This is a genomic window from Methylovirgula sp. 4M-Z18 (genome assembly GCF_037890675.1).
GTDB lineage: Bacteria > Pseudomonadota > Alphaproteobacteria > Rhizobiales > Beijerinckiaceae > 4M-Z18.
In genome coordinates this window covers 3,784,594-3,799,785 of record NZ_CP149574.1, presented here as the reverse complement: position 1 = coordinate 3,799,785, position 15,192 = coordinate 3,784,594, and the positions used below count along the sequence as shown (strand labels likewise).

The window sequence follows — 15,192 nt, the reverse complement described above, 5'->3', positions numbered from 1 at the left end:
TCATGACAGGCCGGCAGGCCGGCGCAAATCGAGAGTAGAGGGGAAATCGGCATTTATTTCCAGAGGGGGCGCATGAATTATCCCCGGCGTATGGCCGTAGTCTTGGAAGCGCGCCAGGCGCCGCGCTTCAGCCTCGTAGGAATTGACCGGGAAAGTGTCGTAATTGCGCCCGCCCGGATGCGCCACATGATACACGCAGCCGCCTAGCGACCGATTGTTCCAAGTATCGACAATATCGAAAGTTAATGGCGCATGGGTCGGAATCGTGGGGTGCAGGCCGGACGCCGGCTGCCACGCCTTGAAGCGCACGCCTGCGACATATTCGCCGCGGCGGCCCGTCGAGGTTAATGGGACGCGCCGCCCATTGCACAAAATCACGTGGCGGTTTTCGGTCACGCCGGACGCCCGGATCTGCAGCCGCTCGACCGAAGAATCCACGTAGCGGACGGTGCCGCCGATCGCGCCCGTCTCGCCCAGCACGTTCCAAGGCTCGAGCGCCTGGCGGATTTCGAGCGCGACGCCGGAGCGTTCGACCTCGCCATAGAAGGGGAAGCGGAATTCGCGCTGGGCCTCGAACCAGGTCGGGTCGAACGCATAGCCAGCCTGATTGAGATCGCTGAGCACGTCGAGAAAATCGGTCCAGACGAAATGGGGCAGCATATAGCGGTCATGCAGCGACGTCCCCCAGCGGGTCAGGTGGCCGCTTTGCGGCTCCTTCCAGAACCAGGCAATCAAGGCGCGCACCAGCAATTGCTGCGCGAGCGACATCCTTGCGTGCGGCGGCATCTCAAAGCAGCGGAACTCGACGAGTCCGAGCCGCCCCGTGGGCCCATCGGGCGAATAGAGCTTGTCGATGCACAGTTCGACGCGATGGGTATTCCCCGTAACATCGGTCAGCAGGTTGCGGAACAGGCGGTCGACGAGCCACGGCGGAGGCGAATAGCCCTGGCCCGGCAGCGGCACATGGCTGAGGGCGATTTCGAGTTCGTAGAGCGCGTCGTGCCGCGCCTCGTCAATGCGCGGCGCCTGGCTGGTCGGGCCGATGAACAGGCCCGAAAAGAGGTACGAGAGCGAGGGGTGCCGCTGCCAATAGAGGACGAGGCTCTTGAGCAGGTCAGGCCGGCGCAAAAATGGGCTATCGGGCGGTGTCGAGCCGCCGACCACCACGTGATTGCCGCCGCCGGTTCCAGTGTGGCGGCCGTCGGTCATGAACTTTTCCGCGCCCAACCGCGACAGGCGCGCCTGTTCGTAGAGTTCGTTCGTGGTCGTAACGCAGGCATTCCAATCCTTGGCCGGATGGATATTCACCTCGATGACGCCAGGGTCGGGCGTGACCTTGATCACGTCGACGCGCGGATCGTAAGGCGGCGCATAGCCCTCGATATGCAAGGGGAGGCCGAGATCGTCGGCCGTCGCTTCGATCGCCGCGATCAATTCGAGATAATCGGCGAGGCGGCTGACCGGCGGCATGAACACGCACAGCCGCCCGTCGCGCGGTTCGACCGACAGGGCGGTGCGCACTTCGCCGCTGCCCGAAATGAACTGCTCGACCTGTTCGGCCTGTTCGGCGCCATCCGTCCCGACCCGGCGGAACGCTTGCGCCAGAAACTCGGGATCGGGCAGGGCATCGAAATCGCCGAACGGGTCCGCCGGCACGACATAGGGATAGGACGACGGCGGGACGTAGGGCAGGGAGCTCAGCGGCAGGCGATAGCCCACCGGGGAATCCCCGGGCACGAGGAAGAGCTTGCCCCGGCGGAGCGGCCATTTCTGGCTCATCCACCGGGACTTGCTGACCTGTGCATTCCATCGTTGGACCGGCAACACGTAGCCCGCAGGCTTGTCGAGCCCACGCTCGAAAACGCGGGCAAAGCGAGCGCGCTCTTCGGGATCGTCGAGCTTCGTGTCGAAGGGCGTGACATTGTCGGGCAGATCCGCCTCTTTCAGGATCCATTTTGCCGGATCTTCGTAAGCAGCCTGGACATAGTCCTGGGCCAGACCGAGGCGCTTGGCAATTCCCTCGGTCAGGTCCTGCGCCGCCTCGATCGTATCGACCGGCTTTGAAGCTTCGGTCGCGATCAGTTTTTCGTTGCGCCACAGCGGCTTTCCGTCCTTGCGCCAATAGAGCGCAAAGGTCCAGCGCGGCAGACTTTCGCCCGGATACCACTTGCCTTGGCCGTAATGCAGGAAGCCGCCGGGGGCGAACGTGTCGCGCAAGCGGCGGACGAGATCGTCGGCGCGAATGCGTTTCGTCGGGCCGACCGCGTCCGTGTTCCATTCGGCCGACTGAAAATCATCGATCGAAACGAAAGTGGGCTCGCCGCCCATGGTGAGGCGCACGTCATTCGCTTGCAATTCCGCATCGACCTTCTGGCCAAGCAGGTCGAGCGCCTCCCACGCCTCGTCCGAAAACGGCATCGAGATGCGCGGCTTCTCGTCGATGCGGGTGACCCGCATATCGAAGCTGAATTTGGTCTCGGCATAGTCCGCCATGCCGCTGATCGGCGCCGCCGATTGGAAATGCGGCGTCGCGGCGAGCGGCAGGTGCCCCTCGCCGCACAGCATGCCGGAGGTCGCGTCAAACCCGATCCAGCCGGCGCCCGGCACATAGGCTTCCGCCCAGGCATGCAGGTCGACGATGTCGTGCGGCGCGCCGGCCGGCCCGTCGAGCGCCTTGACGTCCGGCTTGAGCTGGATCGAATAGCCGGAGACGAAGCGGGCGGCGATCCCAAGATTGCGCAGGACCTGCACGAGCAGCCAGGCCGAATCGCGGCATGAGCCGGAGGCCAGGGTGAGGGTCTCCTCCGGCGCCTGCACGCCGGATTCCATGCGGATGACGTAATTCACCACCTCGCGCAGTCGATGGTTGACATCCACCAGCATGTCGACCGTGCGGTGCTCACCTTGCGGCAAAGTGCTCAAAAATGCGGCAAGTTTCGGCCCGACCGGATCGGGAACGAGATAGGCACTCAAGTCCTGTGCCAGCTCGGGGGCATAAGCAAAAGGATATTCGACCGCATAGTCCTCGACGAAGAAGTCGAAGGGATTGATCACCGCAAGATCGGCGGTGAGGTCGACGGTGATCGAGAATTCCGTGGTTTTCTCGGGGAAAACGAAGCGGGCCAGCCAATTGCCGTGCGGGTCCTGCTGCCAGTTCACGAAATGGTTGGCCGGCTCCACCTTGAGCGCATAGCTCGGGATCCGCGTCCGGCAATGCGGGGCTGGCCGCAAGCGGATGATTTGCGGGCTCAGGCTGACTGGCCTGTCGTAAGTGTAGCGCGTGGAATGGTGCAGTGCCGTCAGAATTGCCATGAGCGTGCCATTTGCCCCGATGAATCAATATGTCGCATCCCTTTGTAGGCAACTTTCGTGCCGCCGAACAGGCAAGATCGAACCGGGTATTTGTGACGAATCTATTGTCAGTGTTGCCAAAGTCGCACAGTACGTCGGAGAAAATCCTATAGGATGAACCACTGATCTTTTTGCTCCTTTCATAGCCGATGCCTGTCACGCCCGCCAAATCGCCCCTTTCTTATGCCGACGATCCGGCGGCCGATGCCGCCGCGCTGCTGATTCGTGTGGCTTTGATCGCGCTCGCCATTCTGCTGCCGATCGCTTCGATCCTCTCGCGGCGCAGCATTTTTACGCTGATGCCGCTCGGCGCGGGTTTGGTTCTGCTGGCTGCGTTCATCGCCCCGAGAGGCGAAGATTGGCGGCGGCTGGGGCGGAATCTCGCCTCGATCAATGCCCTGATCGCATTCACTTTTCTGATTTGGGCCGCGCTTTCCTTAGCGTGGACGCCGGCCTATCTCTCGGGTCTCGATCGCATTCTGAAGTCGGGCGGCACGGGCATTCTGGCGCTTTTAGCCATTGCCTTCCTGCCCGAGCGCACGCGGATCGCCAATCTCTATCTCGTCCCCATTGGCTTGACGCTGGCCGCTGCCATTGCGCTGCCGCTGGGGTATTTCCACCGGGATGCCATTACCCAGGACCGGGCCGCGGTGATGCTGGTTCTGCTGCTCTGGCCGGCCCTAGCGGTGCTCGCCTCGCGCGAAAGATGGTGGCTCGCCGGGGTGCTTGCGGTGCTGACGGCCGGTGCGATCTTTACCTTGCAGACTCCGATCACGATGATCGCGTTGGCGGCCGGTGCGCTCACCGTCGCCGTGGCGTTTTCGCATCCGCGCCCAGCCGCGTTGCTGCTCGGCTGCGCCGCTTTTCTGCTGTTCGCGCTCGCGCCCGCCGTTGCCTATTTCGCGCACCCGCTTGCATCGGATCATTATGCGCTTCTCGCCACGCTCGGCGTCTGGGGCGATCTGCTGCATCAGGACTGGCCGCGTCTGATCACCGGCCATGGCATCGAGGCGGCGCAGGCGGGGATCAACGCCGGTTACATCTCGCCTGGCGTGCCCAAAAGCCTGCTGTTCCGCTTCTGGTACGATCTGGGCGCGATCGGCGTGCTGAGCTTCGCGTTCATCGTCATGCAATCGTTCTTCTTCGCCGCACAGGTTCCGTTACGCATCGCGCCCTTCATGCTGGCCGGATTGGTGGCGGGACTGACGATCGCGATTTTCACGGAAAGCGCCTCGCAGATCTGGTGGGTCTCGCTGATCTCCGGCATTGCGATTCTGTCGGCCTGCGTGCTGCGCGGCCATTACAAGACCGAACGCCCGTCGGCCAAGCTCACGAGCGAACCGCCGAAGGCTCCGTCCGCGGCGCGTCCAACTTTGTGACCATACGGACATTGTCGCCGAACTGCGCCGAGAAGAACGCATAATATGAGCCGTGCTTCTCGAGCAATTCGTCATGCGTACCTTGCTCGACGCAGTGACCTTTCTCGATCACGCAGATCCGGTCGGCATTGACGATGGTCTGCAGGCGATGGGCGACCACAAGCGTGGTGCGCCCGATGCGCAAATCGTCCAAAGCCTTCTGGACTTCGCGCTCGGATTCGGAATCGAGCGCGGCGGTCGGTTCATCGAGCAGGATGATGGGCGCGTTCTTCAGAATGGCGCGCGCAATGGCGATGCGCTGACGCTGGCCGCCCGACAATTGCGCGCCTTGTTCGCCGACCGGCGTGTCGTAACCCGAGGCAAAGCCCGTGATGAAATCATGCGCGTGAGCGTGCTTGGCCGCTGCGATGATATCCTCTTCGGACGCGCCGGCCCGGCCGAGCGCGATGTTCTCGCGGATCGTGCCCTGAAACAGAAAAACGTCCTGCGAGACAAAGGCAATCTTCTCGCGCAGGGAATGGATGCCGACATTCTGCACGTCCTCGCCGTCGACGGTGATCATGCCTGCTTGCGGGTCGTAGAAACGCTGGATCAGACTGATGATCGTCGATTTGCCGCCGCCCGAAGGACCGACGAGCGCGGTCGTGGTGCTGGGTTCGGCGGTGAACGACAGGCCGTTGAGGACATTCTCCGTTGCGCGATAGCCGAAGGCTACGTCGTGGAAGGTGATGCGACCTTCGGTCACCTGCAATCGCGGCTTCTGATTGTCGTCGACCTCAACCGGCGCCTTATCCAGAATTTCGTAAATCAGGCGCGCGCCCATCAAGCCATTTTGCATGTCGAGCCGCAATTTGCCGAGACGCTTGCCCGGCTCGTAAGCGAGCATCATGGCGCCAAGAAAGGCGACGAACTGCCCGAGTTCGCCGCCCCGCACTTCCACATCCCAACCGGCATAGACAAGTACAGCCGCGATCACCACGCCGCCCAGAGTCTCGGAGACCGGGCTCGTTACCGCGCTGCCGAGCGCGATACGGTTCATCGCCTTTTCGACGTCGCGCACCGAATTCTGCATGCGCACGCGCATGATGTTTTCGAGATTGAACGACTTCACGATGCGAATGCCGATCACCGTTTCCTGCATGGTCGCGAGAATACGCGCCGTGCCGTCGTAAGAGCGCCGGGCGAAGTGCCGGACGCGACGAATGACCCGGCTCATGAGCAGCGCGCCGATGGGGCCGCCAGAAATCGCGATCATTGTCATGACCGGCTCGTGATAAAACATCACGGCGACATAGCCGATGACCGAGCACAGATCGCGACCAACGGAAGTAACAATCAATTGCATCGTGTCGCGCAGGCCGTTCGACGCGGTCACGAGCCTCGTCATGAAATCGGTCGATTGGCGTGCCTGGAAAAAGCCGACATTCTGGCCGAGCAGATGATTGTAGATTTGCGCCTGCGCGCGAGCAACAATGCGATTGCCAATGCGCGACATGATCAGCATCTGACCGAAGGTCGTAAAGCCGCGCAGGCAATAGAGTATGGCGACAGTGAAGGCGATCTGTCGGATTTCGTGCATGCCGCCCGTGATCTGCGCGACGCGGCCTTCCTGGCCCAGTCTCACATTGTTAATGAACGGGCTCAGCAAACTGACCGCGTAGGCACCCGCCGCCGCGGCGGTCACCATGCACAGAAGCGCCATCACATAGCGCCAGCGGTACGTGCGGCCGAAATCCATATAAATGCGGCGGACCAATTGTAGATTGGACCAGTTCAGCGCGAGGGTGCGGTCTGTTTGCGACATGTGCCGGTTTTAGGTGGGCTGGGGATTAAGAGCAAGTCGGGGTTGGACCTAGGCGTTTGTCGCGCCATCGGCTTTCACGAAGTCGATAAAGGCCCGGAGCGGTGCCGGCATGTGGTCGCGGCTTGGATAATAAAGATAGGGGCCGGAAAAACTCGGCGACCAATCGTCCAGAACCGCGACGAGCTCGCCCGCCGCCAGTGCCGGGGCGAGCGACTCGGCGAAAGTGTGGATCAAGCCCAGCCCCTGCCGGGCCGCGTGCACCTCCAGCCGCATCTCATTGGAGATCAAGGGCCCTTGCGGCACGATCCGGATCACGTCCTGGCCTTGCTCGAATTCCCAGGCGGGCGAGACGCCGCTGGCAAAACGGTGGCGGATGCAATCGTGCCGAAGCAGGTCGTTGGGATGTTCGGGACGGCCTCGTTTCGCGAGATAGGCGGGCGAGGCGGCGGTGCAAAATCGCTGGCGCCGCGGGCCGATCGGGATGCGGACCATGTCGCGCTCGAGGCTTTCGTCATAGCGGATGCCGGCATCGAAGCCGGCGGCGAGGATATCGATAAACGTATCGTTGGCGATGACCTCGAGCGTGATGCCGGGAAAAGCCAGGAGAAAACGGTCGATCATGCCGGGGAGGACGTGCTTGGCGACGACGGTCGGCACGTTCAGCCGCAAAGTGCCTGTCGGTGTGTCACGAAAATCATTGATCGTGTCGAGGGCGGCCGCCACTTCGCCAAGCACCGGCTGCAACCGTTCCAACAGGCGTGCGCCCGCCTCGGTCGGCGTCACCGAGCGGGTGGTTCGGTTGAGCAGGCGCACCCCCAGCCGTTCTTCCAGGCGGCGAATGGTTTCGCTGAGCGAGGAGGCCGAAACATTGCGCAGCGCCGCGGCGCCGCGAAAGCTACGCTGCTGCGCGACCGCGACGAAAGCAGCGAGGTCGCCAAGATCCGGAGTAGCCATTGTGCGAAAATCCAAACAAGCTGTTTCGATTGTACATAGTTATCACATAGTCGCTTCAGGCGCATAGTCACCCCATCGCAATGGGACCGCGCGGCGGTCCTTTCAGGAGAAACGACATGCAAATCCGCCAATTGGGCAAAACCGGCCCGCAATCTTCCGGCCTCGGCCTCGGCTGCATGGGGATGTCGGGCATGTATGGGCCCGCCGACCGGGCCGAAAGCATCGCCACCATCCACGCGGCCCTCGACGTCGGCATCAATCTGCTCGACACCGGCGATTTTTACGGCATGGGCCACAATGAAATGCTGATCGGCGAGGCCCTGAAAGGCCGCAAGCGCGATCAACCGATCCTCAGCGTGAAATTCGGCGCCTTGCGCGATCCGTCCAGCGGCTGGATCGGGTTTGATGGGCGTCCGGCAGCGGTCAAGACCTTCCTCGCCTATACGCTGCAGCGGCTCGGCGTCGATTATATTGACATTTACCGGCCAGCCCGGCTCGATCCCAACGTGCCGATCGAGGACACTGTCGGTGCGATCGCCGACATGGTCAAGGCCGGCTACGTGCGCCACATCGGCTTGTCGGAAGTCGGCGCCGAAACGATCCGCCGCGCGGCAAAAGTGCATCCGATCGTCGATCTGCAGATCGAATATTCGCTGATTTCCCGCGGGATCGAGGATTGCATCCTGCCGGTCTGCCGCGAACTTGGCATCGGCATCACGGGTTACGGCGTCCTGTCGCGCGGCCTCATTTCCGGTCATTGGCAGCAGGGCTCCGCAGGCGCCGGCGATTTCCGCGCCCATAGCCCGCGTTTCCAGGGTGGCAATGTCGAGAAGAATCTTGCGCTGGTGGAGACGCTGCGCCAGGTCGCCGCCGCCAAGGGCGCCAGCGTCGCGCAGATCGCAATCGCCTGGGTTGCGGCGCAAGACAAGAGTATCGTGCCGGTCGTCGGCTCGCGCCGCCGCGATCAGTTGCAGGAGGCGCTGGGCGCCCTCGATGTCACGCTGACGCCCGCCGATCTTGCGGCCATCGAGCAGGCGATTCCGAAGGGCGCCGCTGCCGGCGAGCGCTACCAGACCGCGCAAATGGCGCATCTCGACAGCGAGAAAGCCTGAGGCATTTGGGGCGATTCTGCGCAGTCGGGGCAAGATCCCGGCCCGGACGTTCGATGATCCCGTCATTCGTCAAGGCAGGCTCCGGCCTGCCTTTTTCTTGCCGCAATCTCGGATTCCGCCAATCCTTGCAAGCGTTTAACTCCGCCTTAACCATGATGCTGGCTTAACACGTATCAGGATGGGCGTGTTTGCGCGGAAAAATACGGCAAAGCCCCAGAAATGACCGATTTTGCGGTGAGGTAGGCGTTTCATCGCGCGCTTGAAGGATCATGTTTTATGGATCACGTAACCGACCTCTCGCTTTGGGGCATGTTCTTAGAGGCCTCGATCGTCGTGAAACTCGTGATGATCGGCCTTTTGTTCGCCTCCATCTGGTGCTGGTCGATCATCGTGAACAAGATGCTGTTGTTCTCCCGCACCGAAAAATCCATGGATCGGTTCGAGGAGGTCTTCTGGTCGGGCCAATCGCTGGAAGATCTCTACAAGAACCTCTCCAGCCGACCGACCATCGCCATGGGCACGTTGTTCGTCGCGGCGATGCGCGAGTGGAAGCGCTCGTTCGAATCGGCAAGTTCGGCGTTCATGGGGTTGCACGCCCGTATCGAAAAGGTGCTCGACGTCTCGATCGCGCGCGAGGTCGAAAAGCTCGAGAGCAATCTCCTGGTCCTGGCCTCGGTCGCGTCGGCCGGGCCGTTCGTCGGCCTGTTCGGCACGGTCTGGGGCATCATGACCGCCTTCACATCTATCGCCTCGTCCGGCAATACGTCGCTGAATACGGTGGCGCCGGGCATTGCGGAAGCCTTGTTCGCGACCGCGATCGGCCTCTTCGCCGCCATTCCGGCGCTCGTTTCCTACAACGTCCTGCAGGGCCGCGTCGCGCGGGCGCAAGCACGTATGGAAAGTTTCGCCGACGAATTTTCGTCCATCCTGTCGCGCCAGATCGACCACCACGTCGCCTCGGGCCGCGACCGCGCCGCCTGATCGGGCAGCACGATAGAGAAGGACATTTCGCATGGGTATGGCTGTTGGAGCAGGCAAAAAGAAGGGGCGGCGCACGCGCGGCGTGCCGCGCTATGGCGCCATGGCCGATATCAACATGACGCCGTTCATCGACGTGATGCTGGTGCTGCTGATCATCTTCATGGTGGCGGCGCCGCTGATGGCGACCGGCGTGCCGATCGACGTGCCGAAAACTTCGGCCGGCGCGCTCAATGTCGATCAAAAGCCGATTGCGGTGGCGATCAACGAACGCGGCGAAATCTACCTGCAGGATCAGCCGGTCGCGGAGCAGGATCTGATTGGCAGGCTGCAATCGCTCGCAACGGCCGGTCCGGACGAGCGCATCTATGTGCGCGGATCGAAGGACATCAATTACGGCCGCGTCGCGCAAGTGATGTCGATGATCACGTCCGCCGGCTACAAGAAGGTTGCGCTCGTCACCGAGCAGACGAAGTGAGCGTAGGTTGAGATTTTCGAGCTCAGAGCCAGGGATTTTTGTCTCGGGGGGCGTGCATGCCGCCCTTTTGGTGTTGCTGGTTTTTGGCTTCTTGAATCCGGCAAAAATGGACGGCTCGCCGGAATCGATTTCGGCGGAAGTCATCACGTCCGATCAGTTCGATCAGCTCATGAAGGGCGATAAGAACGAGAAAGAGGTCAAGCCGGATCCGCAACAAAAGGCGGATAAGCAGGCCGATATCACCAACACCAAGCCGACGCCCGCAACGCCCGATGCGACCCGCGACGTGCCGACGCCGCCACCCCCGCTGCCGCGCCAGGACGATCCCGGCCAGGATCAAACAGACGTGCCGCAGCCGCAAACCGTGACGGCGGTGCCGCCCCCGCGCCCGCCGGATCCGACCCCTGCGACACCGGCGCCTCCGACGCCGCCCGTGCCGCCGGAACGCCCGCCCGAGCCCAAGCCCGAACCGCCGAAACCTGAGGCGGAGGTGATGAAGCCTGCGCCGACGCCGCCCCCACCGCAGAAGCCGGTGCCAACACCGCCGACACCTCCGACCCCGCCCAAACAGCCGGTGCAAAAGCAGCCGGACAAGGCGGACCAGCAGCAATTGGCAAAGATGATGAACGTGCCGCAGCCGCAGGAGCCGCCCGCGAAAGCGAAATCAGGCGCTGCGACCGACCAGAAGCAATATGCGTACAACGCGAACAACATCAACAGCGTGCTGTCGAAGGACGCCCCGCAATCGACCGGGTCGACCGCCCATACCGTGAGCCCGGCTTCTTCGGCCGGATCGCCGACGGCGAACGCGCCGAAAATGTCGATCACGATGCTGGGGCAATTCGAAGCGGACTTGATCAGTCAATATAAGCGCTGCTGGACCTATTACGGCGCGACTGATACGAGCTTCACGCCGGAAATTCACGTGGAATTCAACCCCAACGGCGCCTTGATCGGAATGCCGACCCTGATGCATCAGGCTGGCAACTCGACGGATCGCAGCTTGGCGGACAGCGCGGTACGGGCGGTACGCATGTGCAACCCGCTTCGCATTCCGGACAAATACAAGCCTTATTACAACGACTGGAAGAGCTACATCTTGCGCTTCCATGCGGATGAAATGGCGAACTGAGATGGTTGAGGTTGGCGCAAAGCACGGGTGGCGATCAAAACCCGAAAGCGGCCTTGCCGCGAGGACGCGAGTCCTCGCGGGCGTGCTGTTTGCTGGCGTGCCTCTGATCCTTTTCAGCGTTGCGGCTGAGGCGCAATCGTCTCCACATATGTCGAAAGAGATGCGGGCCAGATTTCAAGACACGCTGCTGCGGCAATATCGGCGTTGCTGGTCTGCGGCAATTGTCGGCGGCAGCACCTTCAGGCCGGTGGTTCATGTGCATTTCGCGCCGGATGGGTCGCTTATCGGGGCGCCCGAACTCAAGAATCGTCCAACCGACGAAAAAGATCTTGCGCGCGCAGATGCCGCGTTGCGGGCGGTTCGAGTATGCAATCCCTTGCGTATTCCTGATGAATTCAAACCGTTTTACGAAGATTGGCAGAATTACATTCTTCGATTTAACGAAAACGATATGACGAGTTGAAAGGTCCCCTGGTGAAACACACACTCCCTTTTATAGCTATTGCGGCGCTCGCCGGTTCAACGTCTTTGTGCCTCGCGCAAACCGGCGCTCCGGCCGCGCATATGTCGGGCGAACTTATCGCCGAGCTCGATGAAAGCATTCTTGCGCAATACCAGGCCTGCTGGAATCAGGTCAGCCCGAGCGATTTCAACCCCGACGACAATCCCGTCCATTACAAGCCGAAGCTCAAAATGTCCTATGCGCCGGACGGCTCGTTGCGGGATAAACCCGTTCTGCTGAACGTGCCCACTGATCCGCACGAGAAGAAGATTGCCGCAACGGCCTTGCAGGTCGCCAAATCGCCCGCCTGCAATCCGTTGAAGATTCCGGCGAAATTCGCGCCCTATTACGACGATTGGAAAGTTTCGATTCTGTCCTTTGCGCCCGATGACGTTTCGGATGCGTCGGCCGAGCCAAGCGGCTTTTTCCCAAGCCTCGGCGCCTCGATTGAGAACCTGCTCAATTCCATAAAAAAAGCGCTTTGATAGTGTCATAGGCACTATGAAACGCGCCCCTCCTTTTGACTGTAACGAACGGTTTAAGCTCATGACCTTGCTCATCAAACGCCGCACCTTGATTAAGGGATTGGCCAGCGCTGGCGCCGGCTTGGCTCTCGGGTCCTCGCTGCGCGGCGCGCTGGCGCAGGAGCGCACGCTCGACATTCACGGCGGCGGCAATTTCACGCCTGTCAATATCGCCATTACGAATTTTGCCGGCGATGCGGGCGGGCCGAACGGCATCACCAGCGTGATGACCAACAATTTTAAGCGTTCGGTGTTCATCGCGCCGATCGATTCGAAAAGCTTCCCCGAGCAGATCGCCAATCCCGACCAGGCGCCCAACGCCGACGCGTGGAAGACGGTGAATGCGCAATTCGTCGTGACGGGCAGCACCGGACGCGGCGGGGACGGCCGGCTGAAGTCGCAGTTCCGCCTGTGGGACATTTCCTCGGGCCAGCAGGTTGCCGGTCAGCAATATACGACCGACCCGACCAATGCGCGCCGAGTCGCGCATATTATTTCGGATGCGATCTTCACCCACATCACCGGTGAAAAGGGCTGGTTCGATTCCCGTGTCGTCTTTGTTGACGAAACGGGCCCTAAGGACAAGCGCGTCAAGCGCCTGGCGATCATGGATCAGGACGGCGCCAATGTGAAATATCTGACCACGGGCGACAATCTCGTTGTCACGCCGCGCTTTTCGCCCTCCGCACAGGAGGTCACCTATATGTCGTTCGCCGGCGGCGATCCGCGCGTCTACATCATGAATATCGAGACGGGCCAGCGCGAACCGGTCGGCAATTTCCCGGGCATGACCTTCAGCCCGCGCTTCTCGCCGGACGGGCAAAGCGTGGTGATGTCGCTGGCCGAAGGCGCGAATACCAATCTCTATGCCATGGATCTGCGCACGCGCGCGACGACGCGCCTCACCAACACCCAGGCGATCGATACGTCGCCGTGCTATTCGCCCGACGGGTCGAAAATCACCTTCGAATCGGATCGCGGCGGCCAGCCGCAAATTTATGTGATGGGTTCGAATGGCGGTGGCGCGCAGCGCATTTCGTTCGGCGAGGGCCGCTATTCGACGCCGGTCTGGTCGCCGAAGGGCGATTATATCGCCTTCACCAAACAGCGGGGCGGCTCGTTCGCCATTGGCGTGATGAAGCCGGACGGCTCGGGCGAGCGCATCCTCACGGAAGGCTTCCACAATGAAGGACCGACCTGGGCGCCGAACGGACTTTATCTGATGTTCTTCCGCGATCTGGGCGGCGCGGGCGGCGCCCGCACGTTCCTGATCGACATCATGGGCCGCGGCGAATTCCAGATCCCGACGCCAAGCTATGCTTCCGATCCTTCGTGGGGGCCGCTGCTCGGTTAGGCCTCATTCCCGCCATTAAATCGTCGTTAACCATGCGCGCAAAGTTACTTAGAAGGCACAACACGCAAAAAGCTTTTCGTACGGTTGACGGAACCTTACGTTAACCATCCGGCGATTAGCTCTTTGGTCAAGGGATTTTGCGCGCTTCTGCGCGCCGCGAAGGAGTTTGATGATGAAGCTGTTCTCAGGCGGCCATAGCTTGAAGCTGGCGTTGGCTTTGATTGTGGCCTTGGGCGTGAGTGCCTGCTCCAAGGATCCGAATGCGGATATGGCCAATGGCGCCAATGGTGCTTATGGCGCGGGCGCTGCGGTGCCGGGCAGCGTGAAAGATTTCGAAGTGAATGTCGGCGACCGCGTCTTCTTCGACACCGACCAAACCGAACTCTCGAGCACGGCACAGGCGACGCTCGACAAGCAGGCGTCCTGGCTGACCAAATACGGCCGTTATACGTTCACGGTCGAAGGCCATGCGGACGAGCGCGGTACGCGCGAATACAATTTCGGCCTTGGCCAGCGGCGCGCCGAGAACACCCGGGATTATCTCGTTTCGCGCGGCATCGATGCGTCGCGCATCAAGATCATCTCCTATGGCAAGGAGCGCCCGGTCGCCACCTGCGACGACATTTCCTGCTGGTCGCAGAACCGCCGCGCCGTCACCGTGTTGAACGGCGGCAATTCGTAAGCGTTACGCACGAATGTATTCAACGGCCCCTCTCAGGGGCCGTTTTTTTGTCTTTCGGCTCGCTTCTCGTTGATAAAGATCGCTCAACTTGCCCGCTGAAATCGTGCGTCGGTGAAGATATAGTCCTACCCATGCCCGCGGCCGGGAGCCCGGCACGTTTATTTGCGGCTTGCAAAAGCCGCGGTCAGGCCAAGCCCGACGAAGGATGTGCCGGCGAACCAGCGTTGGAAGCGCAAGAACCGCTTGTTGCGCCGTAAAAAGTCGCCGGCAGCACCCGCGACAAGAGCAAACATGCCGTCGCTCATGATGCCAAGTCCCATGAAGGTGAAGCCGAGAACGAGAATTTGCCAGTGGACTGGGCCGCGCGTCGGATCGACGAATTGCGGCAGGAAGGCGAGAAAGAAAATCGCCGTCTTCGGATTGAAGAGATTGACGACGAATCCGTCGCGGAAAATGCGGCGCAACGGTTCGCGGTGGACGGCTGGCGTTGTTGTGCTCGGGTCTCGTGCCATGAACGTGCGCATGCCGATCCAAATGAGATAGGCCGCACCGAGATATTTCACCACGGCAAACGCGAGCGCCGACGAGACGATCAGCGCCGACAGCCCGACCGCGGCAGCCGTGATGTGGACGATCGTGCCGAGATGGATGCCGAGCACCGAGACCAAGCCAGCCCTTCGTCCCTGTTCGACCGAGCGAGCGACAATGTAAAGGACCGCCGGGCCGGGCGTCAGCAACAGCACGGCGGAAGCCAATATGAAGAGACCCCAAAGGGTTGGGCTTGGCATCGCTTATGCCCTCCGTTTCGCGTGTCCGGAAGCAAAGCACATTGCCAGTATCGTGACAACGAGAAGGATTATAGCAAAGGAGGGCACCAATGACGCTTCCCCGTCATTGCGAGCGAAGCGAAGCAATCCTGTATGTTTGTAGAGCGTCACGCGT

At 61.5% G+C, this 15,192-nt stretch carries 13 protein-coding genes; 9 read left to right on the top strand and 4 right to left on the bottom strand.

What is annotated here, in order from left to right; all coding sequences use genetic code 11:
- On the bottom strand, positions 1-3,312 hold the full coding sequence (locus V9T28_RS17510) for a transglutaminase family protein (protein WP_116402531.1): 3,312 nt from the start codon (positions 3,310-3,312) through the stop codon (positions 1-3).
- 188 nt (positions 3,313-3,500) lie between these two features.
- Here V9T28_RS17510 and V9T28_RS17505 point away from each other — a divergent pair, with 188 nt between their 5' ends.
- Positions 3,501-4,730: a hypothetical protein gene (locus V9T28_RS17505; protein WP_116402532.1), complete on the top strand. Its 1,230-nt coding sequence runs from the start codon at positions 3,501-3,503 to the stop codon at positions 4,728-4,730.
- Here V9T28_RS17505 and V9T28_RS17500 read toward each other — a convergent pair.
- Both V9T28_RS17500 and V9T28_RS17495 read right to left on the bottom strand, forming a co-directional pair.
- Complete coding sequence (locus tag V9T28_RS17500) at positions 4,681-6,534, bottom strand: ABC transporter ATP-binding protein (RefSeq protein ID WP_116402533.1); 1,854 nt, start codon at positions 6,532-6,534, stop codon at positions 4,681-4,683. The genes V9T28_RS17505 and V9T28_RS17500 overlap by 50 nt on opposite strands.
- Positions 6,535-6,582: 48 nt before the next feature.
- On the bottom strand, positions 6,583-7,488 hold the full coding sequence (locus V9T28_RS17495; RefSeq protein WP_116402534.1) for a LysR family transcriptional regulator: 906 nt from the start codon (positions 7,486-7,488) through the stop codon (positions 6,583-6,585).
- 116 nt (positions 7,489-7,604) lie between these two features.
- On the opposite strand from V9T28_RS17495, the gene V9T28_RS17490 reads away from it, so the two are divergent.
- From V9T28_RS17490 to pal, 8 genes are all read left to right on the top strand, one after another.
- Positions 7,605-8,600 (top strand): aldo/keto reductase, encoded by a 996-nt coding sequence (locus V9T28_RS17490; protein ID WP_116402535.1) that lies wholly within the window; start codon positions 7,605-7,607, stop codon positions 8,598-8,600.
- Between the two features lie 276 nt (positions 8,601-8,876).
- Positions 8,877-9,581: a protein TolQ gene (gene tolQ / locus V9T28_RS17485; protein WP_116402536.1), complete on the top strand. Its 705-nt coding sequence runs from the start codon at positions 8,877-8,879 to the stop codon at positions 9,579-9,581.
- Positions 9,582-9,612: 31 nt separating this feature from the next.
- Positions 9,613-10,056 (top strand): ExbD/TolR family protein, encoded by a 444-nt coding sequence (locus V9T28_RS17480; RefSeq protein WP_116402537.1) that lies wholly within the window; start codon positions 9,613-9,615, stop codon positions 10,054-10,056.
- Between the two features lie 7 nt (positions 10,057-10,063).
- The gene (locus V9T28_RS17475) at positions 10,064-11,188 is read left to right on the top strand and encodes a cell envelope biogenesis protein TolA (RefSeq protein WP_158554890.1); all 1,125 of its coding nucleotides are present in this window, start codon (positions 10,064-10,066) and stop codon (positions 11,186-11,188) included.
- A gap of 1 nt (position 11,189) precedes the next feature.
- Positions 11,190-11,651 (top strand): hypothetical protein, encoded by a 462-nt coding sequence (locus V9T28_RS17470; protein ID WP_116402538.1) that lies wholly within the window; start codon positions 11,190-11,192, stop codon positions 11,649-11,651.
- Between the two features lie 11 nt (positions 11,652-11,662).
- A complete protein-coding gene (locus tag V9T28_RS17465; RefSeq protein ID WP_147306516.1) occupies positions 11,663-12,175 on the top strand; it encodes a hypothetical protein in 513 nt (170 codons plus the stop codon).
- A 61-nt stretch (positions 12,176-12,236) separates the two neighbouring features.
- Positions 12,237-13,568, top strand: a complete 1,332-nt coding sequence (tolB, locus tag V9T28_RS17460) for a Tol-Pal system beta propeller repeat protein TolB (RefSeq protein ID WP_116402540.1) — start codon at positions 12,237-12,239, stop codon at positions 13,566-13,568.
- Between the two features lie 172 nt (positions 13,569-13,740).
- The gene (pal, locus tag V9T28_RS17455; protein ID WP_116402555.1) at positions 13,741-14,250 is read left to right on the top strand and encodes a peptidoglycan-associated lipoprotein Pal; all 510 of its coding nucleotides are present in this window, start codon (positions 13,741-13,743) and stop codon (positions 14,248-14,250) included.
- A gap of 158 nt (positions 14,251-14,408) precedes the next feature.
- Here the strand turns inward: pal and V9T28_RS17450 are convergent, their stop codons facing one another.
- Entirely contained in the window at positions 14,409-15,038 is a 630-nt protein-coding gene (locus V9T28_RS17450) for a LysE family translocator (protein WP_116402541.1), read from the bottom strand.
- Between the last annotated feature and the right edge of the window lie 154 nt (positions 15,039-15,192).